This window comes from Helicobacter pylori NQ4053, assembly GCF_000274605.1.
Classification (GTDB): domain Bacteria; phylum Campylobacterota; class Campylobacteria; order Campylobacterales; family Helicobacteraceae; genus Helicobacter; species Helicobacter pylori_CV.
In genome coordinates this window covers 65,237-80,882 of the sequence record NZ_AKNV01000004.1, presented here as the reverse complement: position 1 = coordinate 80,882, position 15,646 = coordinate 65,237, and the positions used below count along the sequence as shown (strand labels likewise).

Genomic DNA, 15,646 nt, shown 5'->3' with positions numbered 1-15,646 from the left:
TTTAGAAGGGGGGCAAAATGCATAAAATAGAGCAACTACTCCACACTTTAGCGCCTAAGGGGGTGGGGTTTAGGAAGTTGGGGGAGGTGTGTGAAAGTACCAATAAAAAAACACTTAAAATAAGCGAAGTAAGTGAAGTAAAAAATAAGGGAATGTATCCAGTAATAAATTCAGGGAGGGATTTGTATGGTTATTACCATGATTTTAACAATGATGGAGAAAATATAACTATTGCATCTAGGGGAGAATATGCAGGATTTATAAATTATTTTAATGAAAAATTTTTTGCAGGGGGTCTATGTTATCCCTATAAAGTTAAAGATACTAACGAGCTTTTAACAAAATTTTTATACTTTTATCTCAAAACCAATGAAATCCAAATTATGGAAAATCTTGTTTTTCGTGGTAGTATCCCCGCACTCAATAAAGCAGATATTGAAACTTTAACTATCCCCATCCCACCCCTAGAGATCCAACAAGAGATCGTTAAGATTTTGGACGCTTTCACAGAATTAAACACAGAATTAAACACAGAATTAAAAGCGCGAAAAAAGCAATACCAGTATTACCAAAACATGCTTTTAGACTTCAATGACATTAACCAAAACCACAAAGACGCCAAAGAAAAATTATTGCAAAAACCCTACCCCAAACGCTTGAAAACCTTACTCCAAACTCTAGCGCCTAAGGGGGTGGGGTTTAGGAAGTTGGGGGAGGTGTGTGAAATTTTAGATAATCGGCGTATCCCAATTGCGAAAAATAAAAGAAATCCGGGAATTTATCCTTATTATGGAGCAAATGGAATTCAAGATTATATTGATAGCTATATTTTTGATGGGGATTTTGTGCTAGTTGGTGAAGATGGGAGCGTTATCAATAAGGATAATACTCCTGTTGTGAATTGGGCAAGCGGAAAAATATGGGTGAATAATCATGCTCATGTGCTTCAAACAAAAAATGAATTAAAATTAAAGTTTTTGTATTTTTATTTACAAACGATAGATGTTAGCTATTGTGTTGCTGGAACTCCGCCAAAAATCAATCAAGAAAATTTAAAAAAAATAACCATCCCCATCCCACCTCTAGAGATCCAACAAGAGATCGTTAAGATTTTGGATCAATTTTCACTTTTAACCACCGATTTATTAGCCGGTATCCCCGCTGAAATAAAAGCCCGAAAAAAACAATACGAATATTACCGAGAAAAACTACTGACCTTCAAACCCCTAACCCCAAATAAAGAAGTTAAAAAATGCTAAAAGCGTTTTTACAATCAATGATAAAAGAGCTTGCGTAAAAAGAATTTGAAATATTTTTTAAAACAAATTTTAAAATGACAAAAGCAAAAAAAGCCCATTTTTAAAAAGTTTTAGTATCACAGAGCCAAAAATAGCGTAATAAAAAAACTTAAAAATCTAACGCTTTTTTAAAAACAAGCCCTAAAATAGGCGCTAAAGCGGTTTTTAATGGCTGTTTTATGGCTAGGCGTTTTAACAAACCCTTAAAGGGTTGTTATTTAAAGAGGGTTTAAAGCTTCCACACGATCTCGGTAAAAATATGGCTCCTGTCTTGATCGGTGGCGGGTTGGCTGTCTAATTTTGGCCCGTTCCACCCCATTTTATAGCCTTGATGCATCAACACATTATAATATTCAAATTTAATGTCGGCTGAGAAATTTTTAGTGAATTTATAGCCCAAGTTGAGCGATAAGACTTGTTCGTTCGCCCTAGGTCCATAAGTCAAACGCCCCAATAAACCCCAAAGGAATTTCCTATGCACCCCACCGCCAAAGGCAAACACGGTAAAAGCGTTCGCATCCATCATGTAAGACAAAGAGTTAAGGGTGTTTGCATAAACGGTGTTCGTCCAAAAGTCAAAGCCCAAGCGGTTACCATGGTAGCCTATCATCCAGTTAGCGTTCCCAAAGGATTTATAAATCCCAAAACCAAAATTGTATTCATTCCATTCAAACTTTTGTTTGATCATCAAGCTGTGCGCGTTCTTACCGGCTGGCATGCCAAATTGATAGGTGTCCCAAAATCTTTTAGCGTAAAAAGGATTAAGCACGGTAACATCGGTTTGAGAGCGAAACCCTAAGCCAGTAAAAGTGGGGTTGCTATCATAAGTGATCGTAAAGTTAGGGTCGTATTCGTTAAAGGGTGAAAAATAGACAAAAGGCTGAATGCTCCACCCCTTGTAATTCCAAATGATGTAAAAGGCATGCACCCCAGGGTTTATGGTTTGCCCGTTTTTAAGAGTGTAGGTTTTAGGCGAATAGAAATTATAAAGCCACTCGTTATAGGCAAAGCCACGACCAAAAGAGCTAAACCACCAGAATTTGAAATTCCCTAAGTTTAAGGTCATATCCAAGCCTTGGTTGTAACCACTCATGTAATCCGCTGGGGATTCGTATCTCCCGCCCCTAATTTCAAAAATATCTTTGTAGTTGTAGCGCAAGTAAGCGTTATAAATCACATAGTTTCTGGTGTGATCGGCATAACTTTTAGCGCAAGTGGAAGCCGCTAAAGCTTCTTGATTAGACAACTGCGTCATTTCAGCTTGAGTCATCTTATCGTATTGGCCTTGAGTCAAATTCCCTGTGGCTAACCCGCAACTAGCCCATGGTTTTTGCCCCACAAGACCGCCCCAATAGCCCACATAGTTCCAAGTCATAGCCCCATAGGGTTTCCCTGTAACTTCGTTAATAAAATCCTTAGTGGTATCATAAATTACAGCACCTCCCCAACCCCCAAGACTCCCATCTAAATGGTGCCCGTTAGCCGTAGCGCTTTTGGGCAAGAGCTCCGTAAAATCCACTTGCATGTAAGCCATGATCGTCATAAAGGTTTCGGTAGGGTAAAGCCCTTTATTAGTGTTGATAGGTTTGTTATTGAAACCGACTTTAGAGAAACTTTCAGCACCCGCTTTGATTTTAGCGATTTTACCCAAATCAAGAGCTTCACTTTGAGAAGAGAATAAAAAAAGAAGCGTTGCGATATTTTTAGCAGATGCAACTTTATAGTTCATGTTTAACCCTTAGTATAAACCAAAAATTCTAAATAGAGTAAGCCAACACCGTTCAAAGAAAATTTTTTCTTGCAGATCTTAAACATCTAATCAGTCTGTTCATCTTCCGTCCTTTTTTCTACGAAGTCCGACTTGCAAAGTTAATTCTTAACTAAGTCGTGCGTTAATACTAGCATAATATTATGGTTTTTTTTAATTTTGAGAATAAAATTTTTCTTTGTTAATCCAATACAGACACTCAAAGCCTTATTTCATCTCAATATTATTTATTTTTTTAATTTATTCATTCCTTAACACGCTTAAAGCGTCAATAGCAGAAGCTTTTTTAGACGGGTAATAAGAAGAAAGGGCTACGATGATCACAGAGCCTATTAAAGTGAGCGTAAAATCCATTAAAGACAAATCTAAAGGCAAGGTGTTGATGCCATAGACATCCGCCGGGAGCGAGATGATAGGGAACACGCTTAAAAGATACATGCTTATAAACGCTAAAACCACCCCAAGAATCACACCGCCTAAACCAATGATATTGCCCAAATAAAAAAAGGTTTTTTGGATTTCTTTTTGGCTGCTCCCCATGCTAAAAAGCAAAGCAATTTCTTTACGCCTGTTCATCACCACCATTAAAAGCGAGCTGATGATATTCAAAGACGCCATTAAAATAATGAGCATGAGCACAATGAATAACGCTCTTTTTTCTAATTCCATCGCCGAGAAAAAATTCCCGTTTTGTTGCCACCACCCTTCAATGCCTATGCCATGGTGGTTGATGGTTTTTAAAGCGTTGCGTAAATTTTCAATATCCTTCATGGGCGTTTTAGAATAGACATGCACCCCATCATAAAGCCCTAAGGGCAACCTCCTGATCGCACTTATAGCTTGAAGGCTAGTATACATATAGCTCATGTCGTAAGATTTTAGCCCTGAATCAAAATCGCCTTTGATGGTAAAACGCTTCATGATAGGGGAGAGCGTGAGACCGGTTGGCTCTAATTCGGTGAAAAACAAATCGGCTTTTTGATTGAGATCTAAATTCAAGCTGTATCTCAAGCTTTTCCCCACGATCAAATTAAAAGGGCTTTTAAAAAGATCGTTTGTATTGGTGTTTTTTAAAGCGTCGTTTAAAACTCCATTGATGCGCCTTTCTTTAGAAAAATCAACCCCAAACACCACGCCGCCATTCATGGAATGCACGCTTTTAATCAGGCTTTGGGTTTGCAAATAGGGGCTAAAAAGCAAATTGGGGAACTTTTTTTCTAAAGCTTGAACCACTTCTTCGCTGATCCCATAAGGGCTTGTGGTATAGAGCGTTAAGGGGTAGTTCATCACAAAAAGCTTTTTTTCAAATTCCTTACTCATGCCGTTCATGATCGCCATAGCTACAATTAAAACCATCACGCCAACCGCCACGCCAAAAAAGGCTAACAAAGCAGTGATGCTAATAAATGGCTGGCTTTTATCAAAACGCAAATAACGCTTGATAAGGAAAAAGATTAAGGATCTATTTGGCAAATAAGCCCTTTTTAGGCCCGCTTTTAGCGCAACAATCTTTATATTTTTTCCCGCTTTGACAAGGGCAAGGCTCGTTTCTTTTAGGGGTTTTAGAAAAAGCTTTCATGGACATATTCAAATCTTCATCTAAAGCTTCTTCATGGCGGTAAGTTACGCTCTCATGCTCTCTTTCTTCGCTAAAATTATCCAAATAATGCTCGGCATCGCTAGAATCTTGCTCGTTTTCAAACTGGATCTTAGAAAAGGTTTTGATCGCTTCTATTTTAATGTCTTCAATGAGTTCTAAGAAAAGGTTGTAACTCTCTTTTTTGTATTCTACAAGGGGGTCTTTTTGGTTATAGCCTCTCAAATTGATACCGGTTTTGAGATTATCCATCGTGTAAAGGTGCTCTCGCCATGCGTTATCTAAAATCTGCAAATACACGATGCGTTCGATCCGGCTTCTTTGTTCGCTGTCTAAAACTTTCATTTTGTTTTCATAATCGCTTTTTAATTTTTCAGCTACAAACTTTTCAATAGGAGCGGCTTTTTCTAAATCTTCTAATGCAACATGAGCGTTAAAATCTTCTTTTAAAATGTTTTTAAGCCCTAAAAGTTCCTCTTCAGACAGGTTTTGATGGTCAAAGGCTTTGAGTTTAGAAAAGATTTGATTGAGCGCATATTCTCTGTTTTCAGCGATTTTAGCGCCAATATCGTAATTGGAATCCAATAATTCATCTCTAAATTTATACACGCTTTTTCGTTGCTCATTAGCCACATCATCGTATTCTAACAAATGCTTACGGCTTTCAAAATGCAAGTTTTCCACTTTTTTTTGCGCGTTTTCCACCGCTCTTGTTACGAGCTTGGATTCAATGTGTTCGCCGTCTTTAAGCCCTAATTTTTCCATCACCCCCTTAATCCTATCGCTCCCAAAAATGCGCAACAGATTGTCTTCTAAACTCAAATAAAATTGGCTTGTTCCCGGATCGCCTTGGCGCCCGCTTCGCCCCCTTAATTGGTTGTCAATCCTGCGGCTCTCATGCCTTTCAGTGCCAATGATATACAGCCCCCCAAGCTCTTTAATTTCATCGGTGAGTTTAATATCAACGCCTCTGCCTGCCATGTTAGTCGCAATCGTAACCGCTCCTTTAAGCCCGGCGTCTTTGATGATTTCAGCTTCTTTGGTGTGTTGCTTGGCGTTTAAAACGGTGTGAGGGATGCGTTCTTTTTTGAGTAAAGCGTGCAAGGTTTCACTCTTTTCAATGCTGGCCGTGCCGACTAAAACGGGCTGACCTTTATCGTGCAATTCTTTAATTTTAAGGATCACAGCGTCAAATTTTTCTTTTTCACTCTTATAGATGAGATCGTTCAAATCTTTTCGCTTGATCGCTAGATTAGTAGGGATAGACACCACTTCTAAATTGTAGATTTCTAAAAATTCTGTGGCTTCGGTTTGAGCCGTGCCTGTCATGCCTGAAAGTTTAGAAAACATCCTGAAATAATTTTGGAAAGTAATATCGGCTAAGGTTTGGCTCTCTTCTTTAATGCTCACGCCCTCTTTAGCCTCTAAAGCCTGATGCAAGCCTTCACTAAAGCGCCTCCCCTCAGACAAGCGGCCGGTAAATTCATCTACAATCACCACTTCATTATTGGCTACAATATAATCTTTATCAATAAAAAAGAGGTAATTCGCTTTCAAGGCTTGGTCTAAATGGTGCGATAAGGCGGCGTTTTCAATCTTGTATAAATTATCCACGCCAAAGAGGTTTTCGGCTTTTTTAATCCCCTCTTCAGTGATCAAAATCGCGCGGTTTTTTTCATCTATGGTGAAATCGGTTTCCACTTGCATGCTTTTAGCGACTTCATCAGCCTTGTTGTAATTTTCCATGCGCCTATCCACAGGCCCTGAAATGATTAAAGGGGTTCTCGCTTCATCAATTAAAATGGAATCCACCTCATCAACAATGGCGAACGCATGCGATTTTTGCACCTTATGCTCTAAAGAATATTTCATGTTATCCCTTAGATAATCAAAGCCAAATTCATTGTTAGTGCCATAAACAATGTCTTTAGAATAAATTTCTAAGCGCTCATCATCGTCTCGCACGCTCGCAGTGATCGTGCCTACGCTATAACCTAAGAATTGATACAACGGCTCCATTTCTTTAGAATCCCTATGGGCTAGGTAATCATTAACGGTTACCACATACACGCTTTCACCTTTCATAGCGTTCAAAGCCACCGCTAAAGTAGCGACTAAAGTCTTACCCTCTCCGGTTTTCATTTCAGCGATCTTGCCATCGTTTAAGACCATGCCCCCAATGAGTTGCACGTCAAAATGGCGCATCTTTAAGATCCTTTTACTCGCTTCTCTAGTGATAGCAAAACTTTCCGGTAAAACTTCTAAAAGGGTTTTTTCTTGCAAATCTTTTTCTACGGATCGCACTCGTTTTTTTAATTCTTCAAAAGCGTTTTGCAGCTCAACATCGCTCATTTTTTCATAAGTAGGCTCTAAGGCGTTGATAGTTAGGACTTGTTTTTTGTATTGTTTGATCCAGCGATCGTTTCTGGTGCCAATGATTTTTCCAATGATTGCTTTTATCATGGTAGTAGTAACCTTTTAAGAGTGCTTTAATCCCATTTATTTGATTAAAGCGTCAGTTTTTAATCCCATTTTAGCATGGATAAAATAAAAGTCTTGTAAAATAAAGGGTTTTATTAAAGATGAGAGATTGTTTTAAGGTTTGAATAATGAAAGCTTTTTTAAAGATTTTAATGGTTTTGATTTTTATAGGCGTTGCTTGTGCTAAAAATCCTCCAACGCTTTCTAAAGAAGAAGAGGTTTTGCAGCATTTGCAAAGTTTTAGCGCGCATTTCAAGCAGGTTTTAAAAAATGAAAAGCCTTTAGTTTATTATGGGGTTTTAAAGGCTAAAGCCCCTAATTGGGCTTTATGGGTTTATGAAAAGCCTTTAAAAAAAGAAATTTACATGAACGATAAAGAAGTGGTAATTTATGAGCCTAATTTATTCCAAGCGACCATCACGCCCTTAAAAGACAAGACGGATTTTTTCACCATTCTCAAGCGCTTAAAAAAGCAGACTGACGGATCGTTTCAAACGACTATCAACAAAACCACTTATCGTTTGGTTTTTAAAGACGGCAAGCCTTTTTCATTGGAATTTAAAGATGAAATGAATAATCTGGTTACAATCACTTTTTCTCAAGCAGAAATCAACCCCACCATTGCTAATGAAATCTTTGTTTTTAAGCCTAAAGATGAAAATATTGATATTGTGCGCCAATGATTTTTGATGATTCATTGCATTTTGTTAGCAAAAGTTAGCTAAAATAGACAAGCTTTTGAAATCATGGGGCTGACTTGGATTTCGACAGATTTCTTGTCGTGCAGATAGCATGCCAAGCGCTGCTTGTAAAACAGCAACAAAAATAACTGTAAACAACGCAGATTACGCTCCAGCTTACGCTAAAGTTGCGTGAGTTAATCTCCTTTTGGAGCTGGACTGATTAGAATTTCTAGCGTTTTAATCACTCCATAACCTTAAGCTAGACGCTTTTAAAAGGTGGTTCGCCTTTTAAACTAAGAACAAGAACTCTTGAAACTACCTCAAGGTTTTAGAAAGTTGGACCAGAGCTAGTTTTAAGGCTAAAAACTAACCAATTTTCTAAGCATTGTAGAAGTTTGTGTTTAGGACAAGATTTTTGGACTGGGGTTCGATTCCCCACAGCTCCACCATATTAAAAAGTATCATTTTTATAGCGTATTTAAGGAAGGTAAATGCAGAAGTTTTTCTCTCGTTTTAGAAGGTGGGCGTTGCCCTTTTATTTTGTGAGCGCTTTAGCAGCGATTGATATTGATGAAGTGACAGAAGCTCAAGCCAACAGCGTGAAATTAAGCGATCAGTTAGTAAGCCTGAGCGATAAGCTTTTAGAAAAAGCGGTGGATAGGGGGCGCAATACCGATCACTTAAAAGATCTTAGCGATTTGCATGAAAAAATCAAACATTTGCGCTTGATCTTAGAGCCTAAGCCTAAGGATAAAGAAAATAACCCTAACTTAAAAGATCATCAAGGTTCTGAAACGATTGAAATCGGCGAAACGATTAAAAAGGCTTTAGGCGAGCCGGTATTCCCCCAAGACGCACTAGACGCCGCTTTGCAAATTGACAAACAGCTGGATTCTTTCAAGCAAGACAATTTGGTTGATGTTAAGCCCTTAAAAGACATTTTAGCCCAGCTAGAAGCCGAATTGAGAAAAGCCATTAATTTCCAAAAACAATGGCTCAATTCTACCAAGCCTAATTGATAGGGTTTAAAAAAAGAATTTCAAACTCACCAAGAGATTGCTCCTGTCTTGTGTGTTCGCCTTAAAGGCTTTATCAAAAGGGCTAGTGAGATCATTAACCTTATAGCCGTTGTGTATGCTCACCGCATAGTATTGTAAATTCACATCAACGCTAGCAAAAGAACCCCATTTATAGCCCAAGTGCAAGTTAATGGATCTTTCGCTCGCTCTAGTGGCGTAAGTGTATCTGCCTAAAATCCCCCATAAAAACCCTCTATACACCCCCCCACCAAAGACATATCCGCTAACAGAGTCTGCGGTAACAGCGTTACTAAAAACCAAACCATAAATGCTGTTACTTCTTATATCAAAAGGGATCGGGTTACCATACCAGCCAATCCTTGCGTTAGCGTTGCCAAAATTTTGGTAATAACCAAAGCCAAAGTTAAACTCGTTGTAGTCAAAGCGTTGGTGGATCAAAAGCGATGCACCCCACTCGCCAATCTTAGAGTTACGCCAATACACATCGTATAAATCTTTAGCATAAACGGGGAAAATCGCATTGATAAGGGTTTGAGATCGTAATCCTAAACCTCTAAATTTCGGGTTGCTATCAATATGGATTTTAATCCCGGGCGCTTCGTAAGTTTTAGGTGAAAAATAAAAAAAGGGCGTGGCTTGAACATGTTTGCTAGAAAAATAGAGTTGCACCGCATGGATGCCATCATTAACATCTTTTCTGCCGTCTTCAGTAACAATAGGGGCATACCAATCTCGTATCCATTGCCCCGCAGCTAAAGCCCTCCCAAAAGAGCTGAACCATTTTAACGCTATTTTAGAGTTGATTTTATAATCCAGTTCAAAACCCTCTGTATAACCGCTCATAAAATCCATGTTAGAAAGGTAACGCCCTAGTTTTAGGTGGAATTTATCGCCATAAGAATAGAACAAATAGGAATTATACAGCACATAATTACGGGTGTGAGCGTCAGATTCTATGCGGGAGTCTTTCCAAGGAGCATCGCCTAAATACCCCCACCAACGCCCTATGAAGTAAAAAAGTTCTGAACCATAGACTTGATGCGTGGCTTGGTCTATGAGCGTTTTGGTAGAATCGTAAGCGAGCGCTCCTAAAATCCCGCCAACGCCTATTTTTAAGCTGTGTTTTTCAATGTTTTTAGGGAGCAGATTGGAATCCACTTGAAGCTTGATCGTGGCGGTTACAAAAGTGGCTGTAGGGAAAATCCCTTCTTTGGAATTGAGTTTGGAATGGTTAAACCCCACTTTAGAAAAGGATTCCGCTACCCCACTAAACTTATAATCAAAAGCCAACAAAGGGCTTTGATTGTAAAGAATGGAAACAAACAATAAGGGTAATTTTTGAAATTTTAACACAGAATAACCTTTGTTTAATTTTCGCTCGTATCATATTCCAATTTTATTAAAAACCCATTAAAAATAAAAGTATTCAAATAATTATCTAAATATTATTCTTTTTTTGTTCCGCTTTCATTTTTTATCGGCTCAAAAGAATACCCTAAAGCCTGATAAATTTGATTGTGGTAACGGACCTGATTGTCTTCTAAACTTTCTTGAAAAGACTTTTTAAAATGCGGATCCAGCGTGTTTAAAAACACCTCTAGCCCTATCGCGCTAGAATAATTCACCCAATCATGCCTTAAATCGCTCTCCAATAAGGAGGCGTATTCTATAAGCGTTTCATCGCTATTTTGCAAGGCATTGACAATGAATAAATCTTTTCTGTCTTTAGGCTGGGTGAGCAAGAGTAAAGAGGGGTTGAAATTGATTTGTGTGGAAAGGATTTTAAAGGGCTTATACTCTAAAAGTCCTATTTGAGAAAGAATAAGGCCGCTTTTAGTGGTAGGGGTGTTCAAAATCAAAGTAGAATTTTTAAAAAACGCATCATTCTTTCTAAAATTTTTAGAAAAACTGGTCGCTTGTTTGTAAGAAATATTTTCTTGGTGTTTGACTTCAATATTTAAAGACTCCGTGATTTGCCTCAAGCGTTCGCCTATTAAGCCATCGTCATCGTATTCAATCACGGGCGAATTAGGGTTAATGAAAGCCGTGAGCATGCCTAATTGCTCTTTATAATCAATCCCCCCAAAATACAAGCGCTCGCTTAAAGAACGCTCGGTATGATTTGCTAATTGCGCTTTATTCACCGTAGGCACATAAGTAGGGGTGCTAATCGTTGTGTTTTGGAGCAAATTTTCCACGCCCTCTTTAGTCAATAAGGCTATCACAAAAGGGAATTTTTCTTTTTCAATTTCTTTATAGGTTTGCTCTAATTTTTCAGGGCTTTCTTCATCGCTGTCAAAGACTTGGATATTGAAATCGTTGTTTCTGGTGTTCAAATACGCTAAAAGGGTGTTCATCACCGAAATGGCATAACGCCCCACGACCTTTTTAGGCAATAAAATCGCTAATTCAATCTTAGGCTCATAGCTTTCTTTAGCTGGAGTTTGAGAGGCGATGGATACGGGGTTGAGTTTATTGAGTATGTCTTTATAATAAGTTTTAAGGCTCTCATCTTGGTTGTTGTTATCGTATTGAGATACAAAAGAAAAGATTTGATTTTGCAACATCAAGTCTTTCAAGCATTCCAAAGAGCAAGGCTCTGTCTTAATGATTTGCTGGTGTGCTGGGGGCAAAGGGGAAAACAGATAGCTTTTAGCGCTCAAACTTATCGTGCAAAAAGTGGAAACAATCAGCGCAAGGCGTTTGAAAAATCTTTTTCTTAAGGCGTATGGCATTTTTTAATATCTTTAAAATGAATTTCCTAAAATTTTATTATAGAATATTTAACCCTAAAAGGGGACTGATTTTACCCCTACAATCCAACAAGAGGACTTTTTTAAGGCGTGTGGGATCAAACGCACTTTTAAACACTCAAACTCTATAAAATCCTCATTATAGGGATACAGAGCGAGAACCAAACCCCCAACTTTAATTCTTTCAATCATTAAAGGATTGCATCAAAGGATTGAATGGCGTACGCTTTCATGCTTTGATGATCCTCTAGCGCCAATTATAAATATAAGGTCTTAAGCTAATGCAGTAATCCCTGGTGCTTAATATATCCTTACGCATGTCCCCTAATTGCCCAGACAACACTTCTTGCACTTTTCTTAATTGGTTGATCTCCGTGTTTTGCGCGCTGATGATTTTTAAATCCCTTATCTCTTCAATCAAATCCGCATTACTGATCGCTTTATTGGCTTGCGCTGGATCCGCGCTTAAAAAACCTAACGCCACGCATAAACTCACAACGACTTTTTTCATCACCGCTCTCCTCTTTTATCCTCTCCCAACACTCAGCCATAGCCAAATAAAAGGGATCATTCCCTTTTAATGAAAACAAAACTAGAGCCTGAAATTCTCCATTAAGTTAAAGTTCATGTAGCGATAGATCTTGTCTTTTTGGCTCTCTAGCTTTTCGCTCACTAAATTCATGTATTCTTCTTTAGTGGGGATTCTCCCTAGTAAAGCGCACGCCGCCCCAAGCTCCGCACTGCCTAAATACACTTTAGCTCCTCTACCCATGCGATTATCAAAATTGCGCGTGGAAGTGGAAAAGACGACCGCATTATCCCTAACCCTCGCTTGATTGCCCATGCACAAGCTACAGCCTGGGACTTCAGTCCTTGCCCCGGCAGCCCCAAAAATCGCATAATAGCCCTCATTAATAAGCTCTTGTTCGTCCATTTTACTGGGTGGCACTACCCAAAGGCGTGCTTGACTGGGGGGGGCGTTTTTAACGATTTCGCCAAAGGCTCTGAAATGCCCGATATTCGTCATGCAAGAGCCAATAAACACTTCATCAATAGCGTGCGGTCTTTTGCCGGTCGTATCCGCTAAAACTTCGCTCAAAGTAGCGACATCATCAGGGTCATTAGGGCAAGCCAAAATAGGCTCCGTGATTTCTGCCACATCAATTTCAATGACGGCAGCGTATTGAGCGTTACTATCTGGCTCTAACAATACCGGATTATCCACCCAAGCTTGCATCGCATCTCTGCGTTTTTTCAAAGTCTCTTTATCTTCATAACCGCTCGCAATCATCTCATCAATGAGCTTGATATTGGATTTCAAGTATTCAATCATCGGCTCTTTATTCAAACGAACCACACAAGCAGCCGCGCTCCTTTCTGCACTCGCATCGCTTAGTTCAAAAGCCTGCTCCATTTTAATATCAGGCAAGCCTTCAATCTCTAAAATACGCCCGTTAAAGACATTGATTTTACCCTTTTTCTCCACCGTGAGTAACCCTTTTTTAATCGCATAATAAGGGATCGCATTCACCAAATCCCTTAAGGTGATCCCAGGATTCATTTCTCCTTTAAAACGCACTAACACGGATTCTGGCATGTTCAATGGCATCGTGCCTGTAACCGCTGCAAAAGCGACTAGCCCGCTTCCTGCCGGGAAACTAATGCCTAAAGGGAAACGGGTGTGGCTATCCCCTCCTGTGCCTAAAGTGTCAGGCAATCCCATGCGATTCAGCCATGTATGGATCACGCCATCGCCCGGATGCAACGCCACACCGCCTCTTTGAGTGATAAAGCCAGGCAAGGTTGCATGCAAACTCACATCGCTAGGTTTTGGGTAAGCGGCGGTATGGCAAAAACTCTGCAACACAAAAGGCGCATCAAATTTCAAACTCGCCAATTCTTTAACCTCATCTCTAGTCATCGCCCCTGTGGTGTCTTGACTGCCCACGGTGGTAACCTTTGGCTCACAATAAGCGCCGGGTAAGATCCCTTTTACCCCACAAGCATGGCCTACAATTTTTTGGGCTAAAGTGTAGCCTTTAGCGTCGCTTTTGGGAGCGGATGGCTTTTTAAACGCTTCCGATTCGCCTAGCCCTAAAAATTTACGTGCTTTGTTGGTCAAGCCTCTACCAATGATTAAAGGGATACGCCCAGAAGCCCTAACTTCATCTAATAAAGTTTCAGGCTCTAGTTTGAAGGTGCTAACTACCTTATTGTTCAGCGTGATTTCGCCTTTATAAGGATAGATCTTAATCAAATCGCCCTCTTTTAGATCCTTAACATCAGCCACAATGGGTAACGCCCCGCTATCTTCACAAGTCGCAAAGAAAATCGGAGCGATCACCCCTCCAATCACAATGCCCCCACTCCTTTTATTAGGCACAAAAGGAATGTCCTTACCAAAATGCCACATGATAGAGTTAGTCGCGCTTTTTCTAGAGCTTCCTGTGCCAACCACATCGCCCACATACGCTACAGGAACGCCTTTAGTTTTAATGGCTTTGATGCGTTGTTCGTAATTTTCAATCCGGTTTTTTAGCATGGCCTTGGCGTGTAAAGGAATATCGCTTCGTGTGAAAGCATCGCTCGCTGGGCTTAAATCATCGGTATTGGTTTCGCCATCAATCTTAAACACGCACGCTTCAATGCATTCATTCAAAGGCTCTTTATTCAAAAACCATTCGGCGTTCGCCCAAGACTCTAGCACTTCTTTAGCCAAAGCGTTAGTTTTGCTCATTGCCGCAATTTTATCAAACGATCCATAGACTAAAAGAGTGGTTTTTAGAGCTTTCGCGCTCTCTTTAGCGATGTTTTTATCTTGACTTTCTAATCCCATAATCAAAGGCTCTACATTATACCCCCCAAGCATCGTACCTAAAAGAGTGGTCGCTTCTAAAGCGCTAATGTGCACACATTCTAGTTTTTTTTGAGACAATTGGGCTAAAAATTCCGCTTTCACTTTCGCCCCCTCATCAACCCCAGGGCTTACCCTGTGAATGAGTAATTCTTTAGCGAAAGCGGCGTTTGTAGGATCTTTTGTTAAAATCTCAACGACGGCTTGAACTTGTTTAGCACTTAAGGGGAGTGGCGGGATACCCTCACTTTCTCTTTCTGAAACGCTTTTTTTGTAATCTTCTAAAAAATCTTTCATCATTTCTCCTTTTTAAATAGCATTATTTGCTAATGCCCTAATCGTTTGCCCCATGATAACAAAACTCTTTTTACTTTTAGTTAAGTTGTAAGAAACTTTAGCTACCATGCGATACAAAAAAGGATTTTAAGTGCGTTTTGGTAAAATTGATTATTTGAACATGCTCCCTTTTGATGTGTTTATCAAATCCTACCCCACCCCTTGTTATTTCAAACAATTTTTACGGCTTAAAAAAACCTACCCCTCCAAACTCAATCAAAGTTTTTTATTCAGGCGCATTGATGCGGGGTTTATTTCTTCTATCGCCGGCTATTCATTCGCTCTTTATCCTTATTCTCTAGGCATTGTCGCTTATAAAGAAGTTTTAAGCGTGCTGGTTGTGGATGCAAAAAACGCTTTTGACAAAGAAAGCGCTTCTTCAAACGCTCTCTCTAAAGTGTTAGGGTTAAAAGGCGAAGTGTTAATCGGTAATAAAGCGCTGCAGTTTTATTATTCCAACCCTAAAAAAGATTTTATAGATTTAGCCGCTCTGTGGTATGAAAAAAAACGCTTGCCGTTTGTTTTTGGGCGTTTGTGTTACCATAAAAACAAGGATTTTTACAAGTGCTTGTCTTTAGCTTTCAAACATCAAAAAACAAAAATCCCTTACTACATCCTTAAAGAAGCCGCTTTAAAAACCAACTTAAAACGCCAAGATATTTTAAACTACTTGCAAAAAATTTACTACACTTTAGGCAAAAAGGAACAATCAGGCCTTAAAGCGTTCTATCGTGAATTGTTGTTCAAACGCATTCAAAAACCCAAGCGTTTTTAGTGATTCGCTGGGAATGTAGGCTTAAAATTCAGAAAGGGTGTTTTTAAGCAAGATTAGGTTA

At 39.3% G+C, this 15,646-nt stretch carries 11 protein-coding genes and 1 other RNA gene; 5 read left to right on the top strand and 7 right to left on the bottom strand.

Translation table 11 applies throughout. The features are described from left to right. Window positions 1-17: 17 nt before the first annotated feature. Window positions 18-1,259 (top strand): restriction endonuclease subunit S, encoded by a 1,242-nt coding sequence (locus AYS37_RS03515; protein ID WP_000548800.1) that lies wholly within the window; start codon window positions 18-20, stop codon window positions 1,257-1,259. A gap of 268 nt (window positions 1,260-1,527) precedes the next feature. On the opposite strand, the gene hofF is transcribed toward AYS37_RS03515, so the two are convergent. The 3 genes from hofF to secA form a co-directional block, all read right to left on the bottom strand. Then, on the bottom strand, window positions 1,528-3,027 hold the full coding sequence (gene hofF / locus AYS37_RS03510; RefSeq protein WP_001108207.1) for an outer membrane beta-barrel protein HofF: 1,500 nt from the start codon (window positions 3,025-3,027) through the stop codon (window positions 1,528-1,530). A gap of 279 nt (window positions 3,028-3,306) precedes the next feature. Continuing rightward, window positions 3,307-4,539, bottom strand: coding sequence for an ABC transporter permease (locus tag AYS37_RS03505; protein ID WP_001133776.1), 1,233 nt, complete (start codon window positions 4,537-4,539; stop codon window positions 3,307-3,309). After that, window positions 4,529-7,126 (bottom strand): preprotein translocase subunit SecA, encoded by a 2,598-nt coding sequence (gene secA, locus AYS37_RS03500; protein WP_000588188.1) that lies wholly within the window; start codon window positions 7,124-7,126, stop codon window positions 4,529-4,531. The genes AYS37_RS03505 and secA overlap by 11 nt, the downstream gene beginning before the upstream one ends. A 146-nt stretch (window positions 7,127-7,272) precedes the next feature. Here secA and lolA point away from each other — a divergent pair, with 146 nt between their 5' ends. The 3 genes from lolA to AYS37_RS03485 all read left to right on the top strand — a co-directional run bounded on the left by lolA (window position 7,273) and on the right by AYS37_RS03485 (window position 8,846). After that, a complete protein-coding gene (gene lolA, locus AYS37_RS03495; RefSeq protein ID WP_000643058.1) occupies window positions 7,273-7,827 on the top strand; it encodes a LolA-like outer membrane lipoprotein chaperone in 555 nt (184 codons plus the stop codon). Window positions 7,828-7,892: 65 nt separating this feature from the next. Next, window positions 7,893-8,276, top strand: a transfer-messenger RNA (tmRNA) gene (ssrA, locus tag AYS37_RS03490). Between the two features lie 42 nt (window positions 8,277-8,318). Beyond that, entirely contained in the window at window positions 8,319-8,846 is a 528-nt protein-coding gene (locus AYS37_RS03485) for a hypothetical protein (RefSeq protein WP_001168793.1), read from the top strand. A gap of 6 nt (window positions 8,847-8,852) precedes the next feature. Here the strand turns inward: AYS37_RS03485 and hofE are convergent, their stop codons facing one another. The 4 genes from hofE to acnB form a co-directional block, all read right to left on the bottom strand. Then, window positions 8,853-10,220, bottom strand: a complete 1,368-nt coding sequence (gene hofE, locus AYS37_RS03480) for an outer membrane beta-barrel protein HofE (protein ID WP_000911488.1) — start codon at window positions 10,218-10,220, stop codon at window positions 8,853-8,855. Between the two features lie 92 nt (window positions 10,221-10,312). After that, on the bottom strand, window positions 10,313-11,602 hold the full coding sequence (locus tag AYS37_RS03475; protein ID WP_001146042.1) for a DDE transposase: 1,290 nt from the start codon (window positions 11,600-11,602) through the stop codon (window positions 10,313-10,315). Between the two features lie 265 nt (window positions 11,603-11,867). Continuing rightward, window positions 11,868-12,131 carry a hypothetical protein gene (locus AYS37_RS03470; protein WP_000758348.1) on the bottom strand — a complete coding sequence of 88 codons (264 nt, stop codon included), beginning with the start codon at window positions 12,129-12,131 and terminating at the stop codon, window positions 11,868-11,870. 81 nt (window positions 12,132-12,212) lie between these two features. After that, window positions 12,213-14,771, bottom strand: coding sequence for a bifunctional aconitate hydratase 2/2-methylisocitrate dehydratase (gene acnB, locus AYS37_RS03465; protein WP_001874580.1), 2,559 nt, complete (start codon window positions 14,769-14,771; stop codon window positions 12,213-12,215). Window positions 14,772-14,901: 130 nt separating this feature from the next. On the opposite strand from acnB, the gene AYS37_RS03460 reads away from it, so the two are divergent. After that, the gene (locus AYS37_RS03460; protein ID WP_001210780.1) at window positions 14,902-15,585 is read left to right on the top strand and encodes an MqnA/MqnD/SBP family protein; all 684 of its coding nucleotides are present in this window, start codon (window positions 14,902-14,904) and stop codon (window positions 15,583-15,585) included. Window positions 15,586-15,646: the final 61 nt, after the last annotated feature.

What these genes read in the sequence shown, in the direction of transcription:
- AYS37_RS03515 (WP_000548800.1), top strand. Translation starts at nt 18, where the DNA reads ATGCATAAAATAGAGCAACTACTCCACACTTTAGCGCCTAAGGGGGTG.
- hofF (WP_001108207.1), bottom strand. Translation starts at nt 3,027, where the DNA reads ATGAACTATAAAGTTGCATCTGCTAAAAATATCGCAACGCTTCTTTTT.
- secA (WP_000588188.1), bottom strand. Translation starts at nt 7,126, where the DNA reads ATGATAAAAGCAATCATTGGAAAAATCATTGGCACCAGAAACGATCGC.
- lolA (WP_000643058.1), top strand. Translation starts at nt 7,273, where the DNA reads ATGAAAGCTTTTTTAAAGATTTTAATGGTTTTGATTTTTATAGGCGTT.
- AYS37_RS03485 (WP_001168793.1), top strand. Translation starts at nt 8,319, where the DNA reads ATGCAGAAGTTTTTCTCTCGTTTTAGAAGGTGGGCGTTGCCCTTTTAT.
- AYS37_RS03475 (WP_001146042.1), bottom strand. Translation starts at nt 11,602, where the DNA reads ATGCCATACGCCTTAAGAAAAAGATTTTTCAAACGCCTTGCGCTGATT.
- AYS37_RS03470 (WP_000758348.1), bottom strand. Translation starts at nt 12,131, where the DNA reads ATGAAAAAAGTCGTTGTGAGTTTATGCGTGGCGTTAGGTTTTTTAAGC.
- acnB (WP_001874580.1), bottom strand. Translation starts at nt 14,771, where the DNA reads ATGAAAGATTTTTTAGAAGATTACAAAAAAAGCGTTTCAGAAAGAGAA.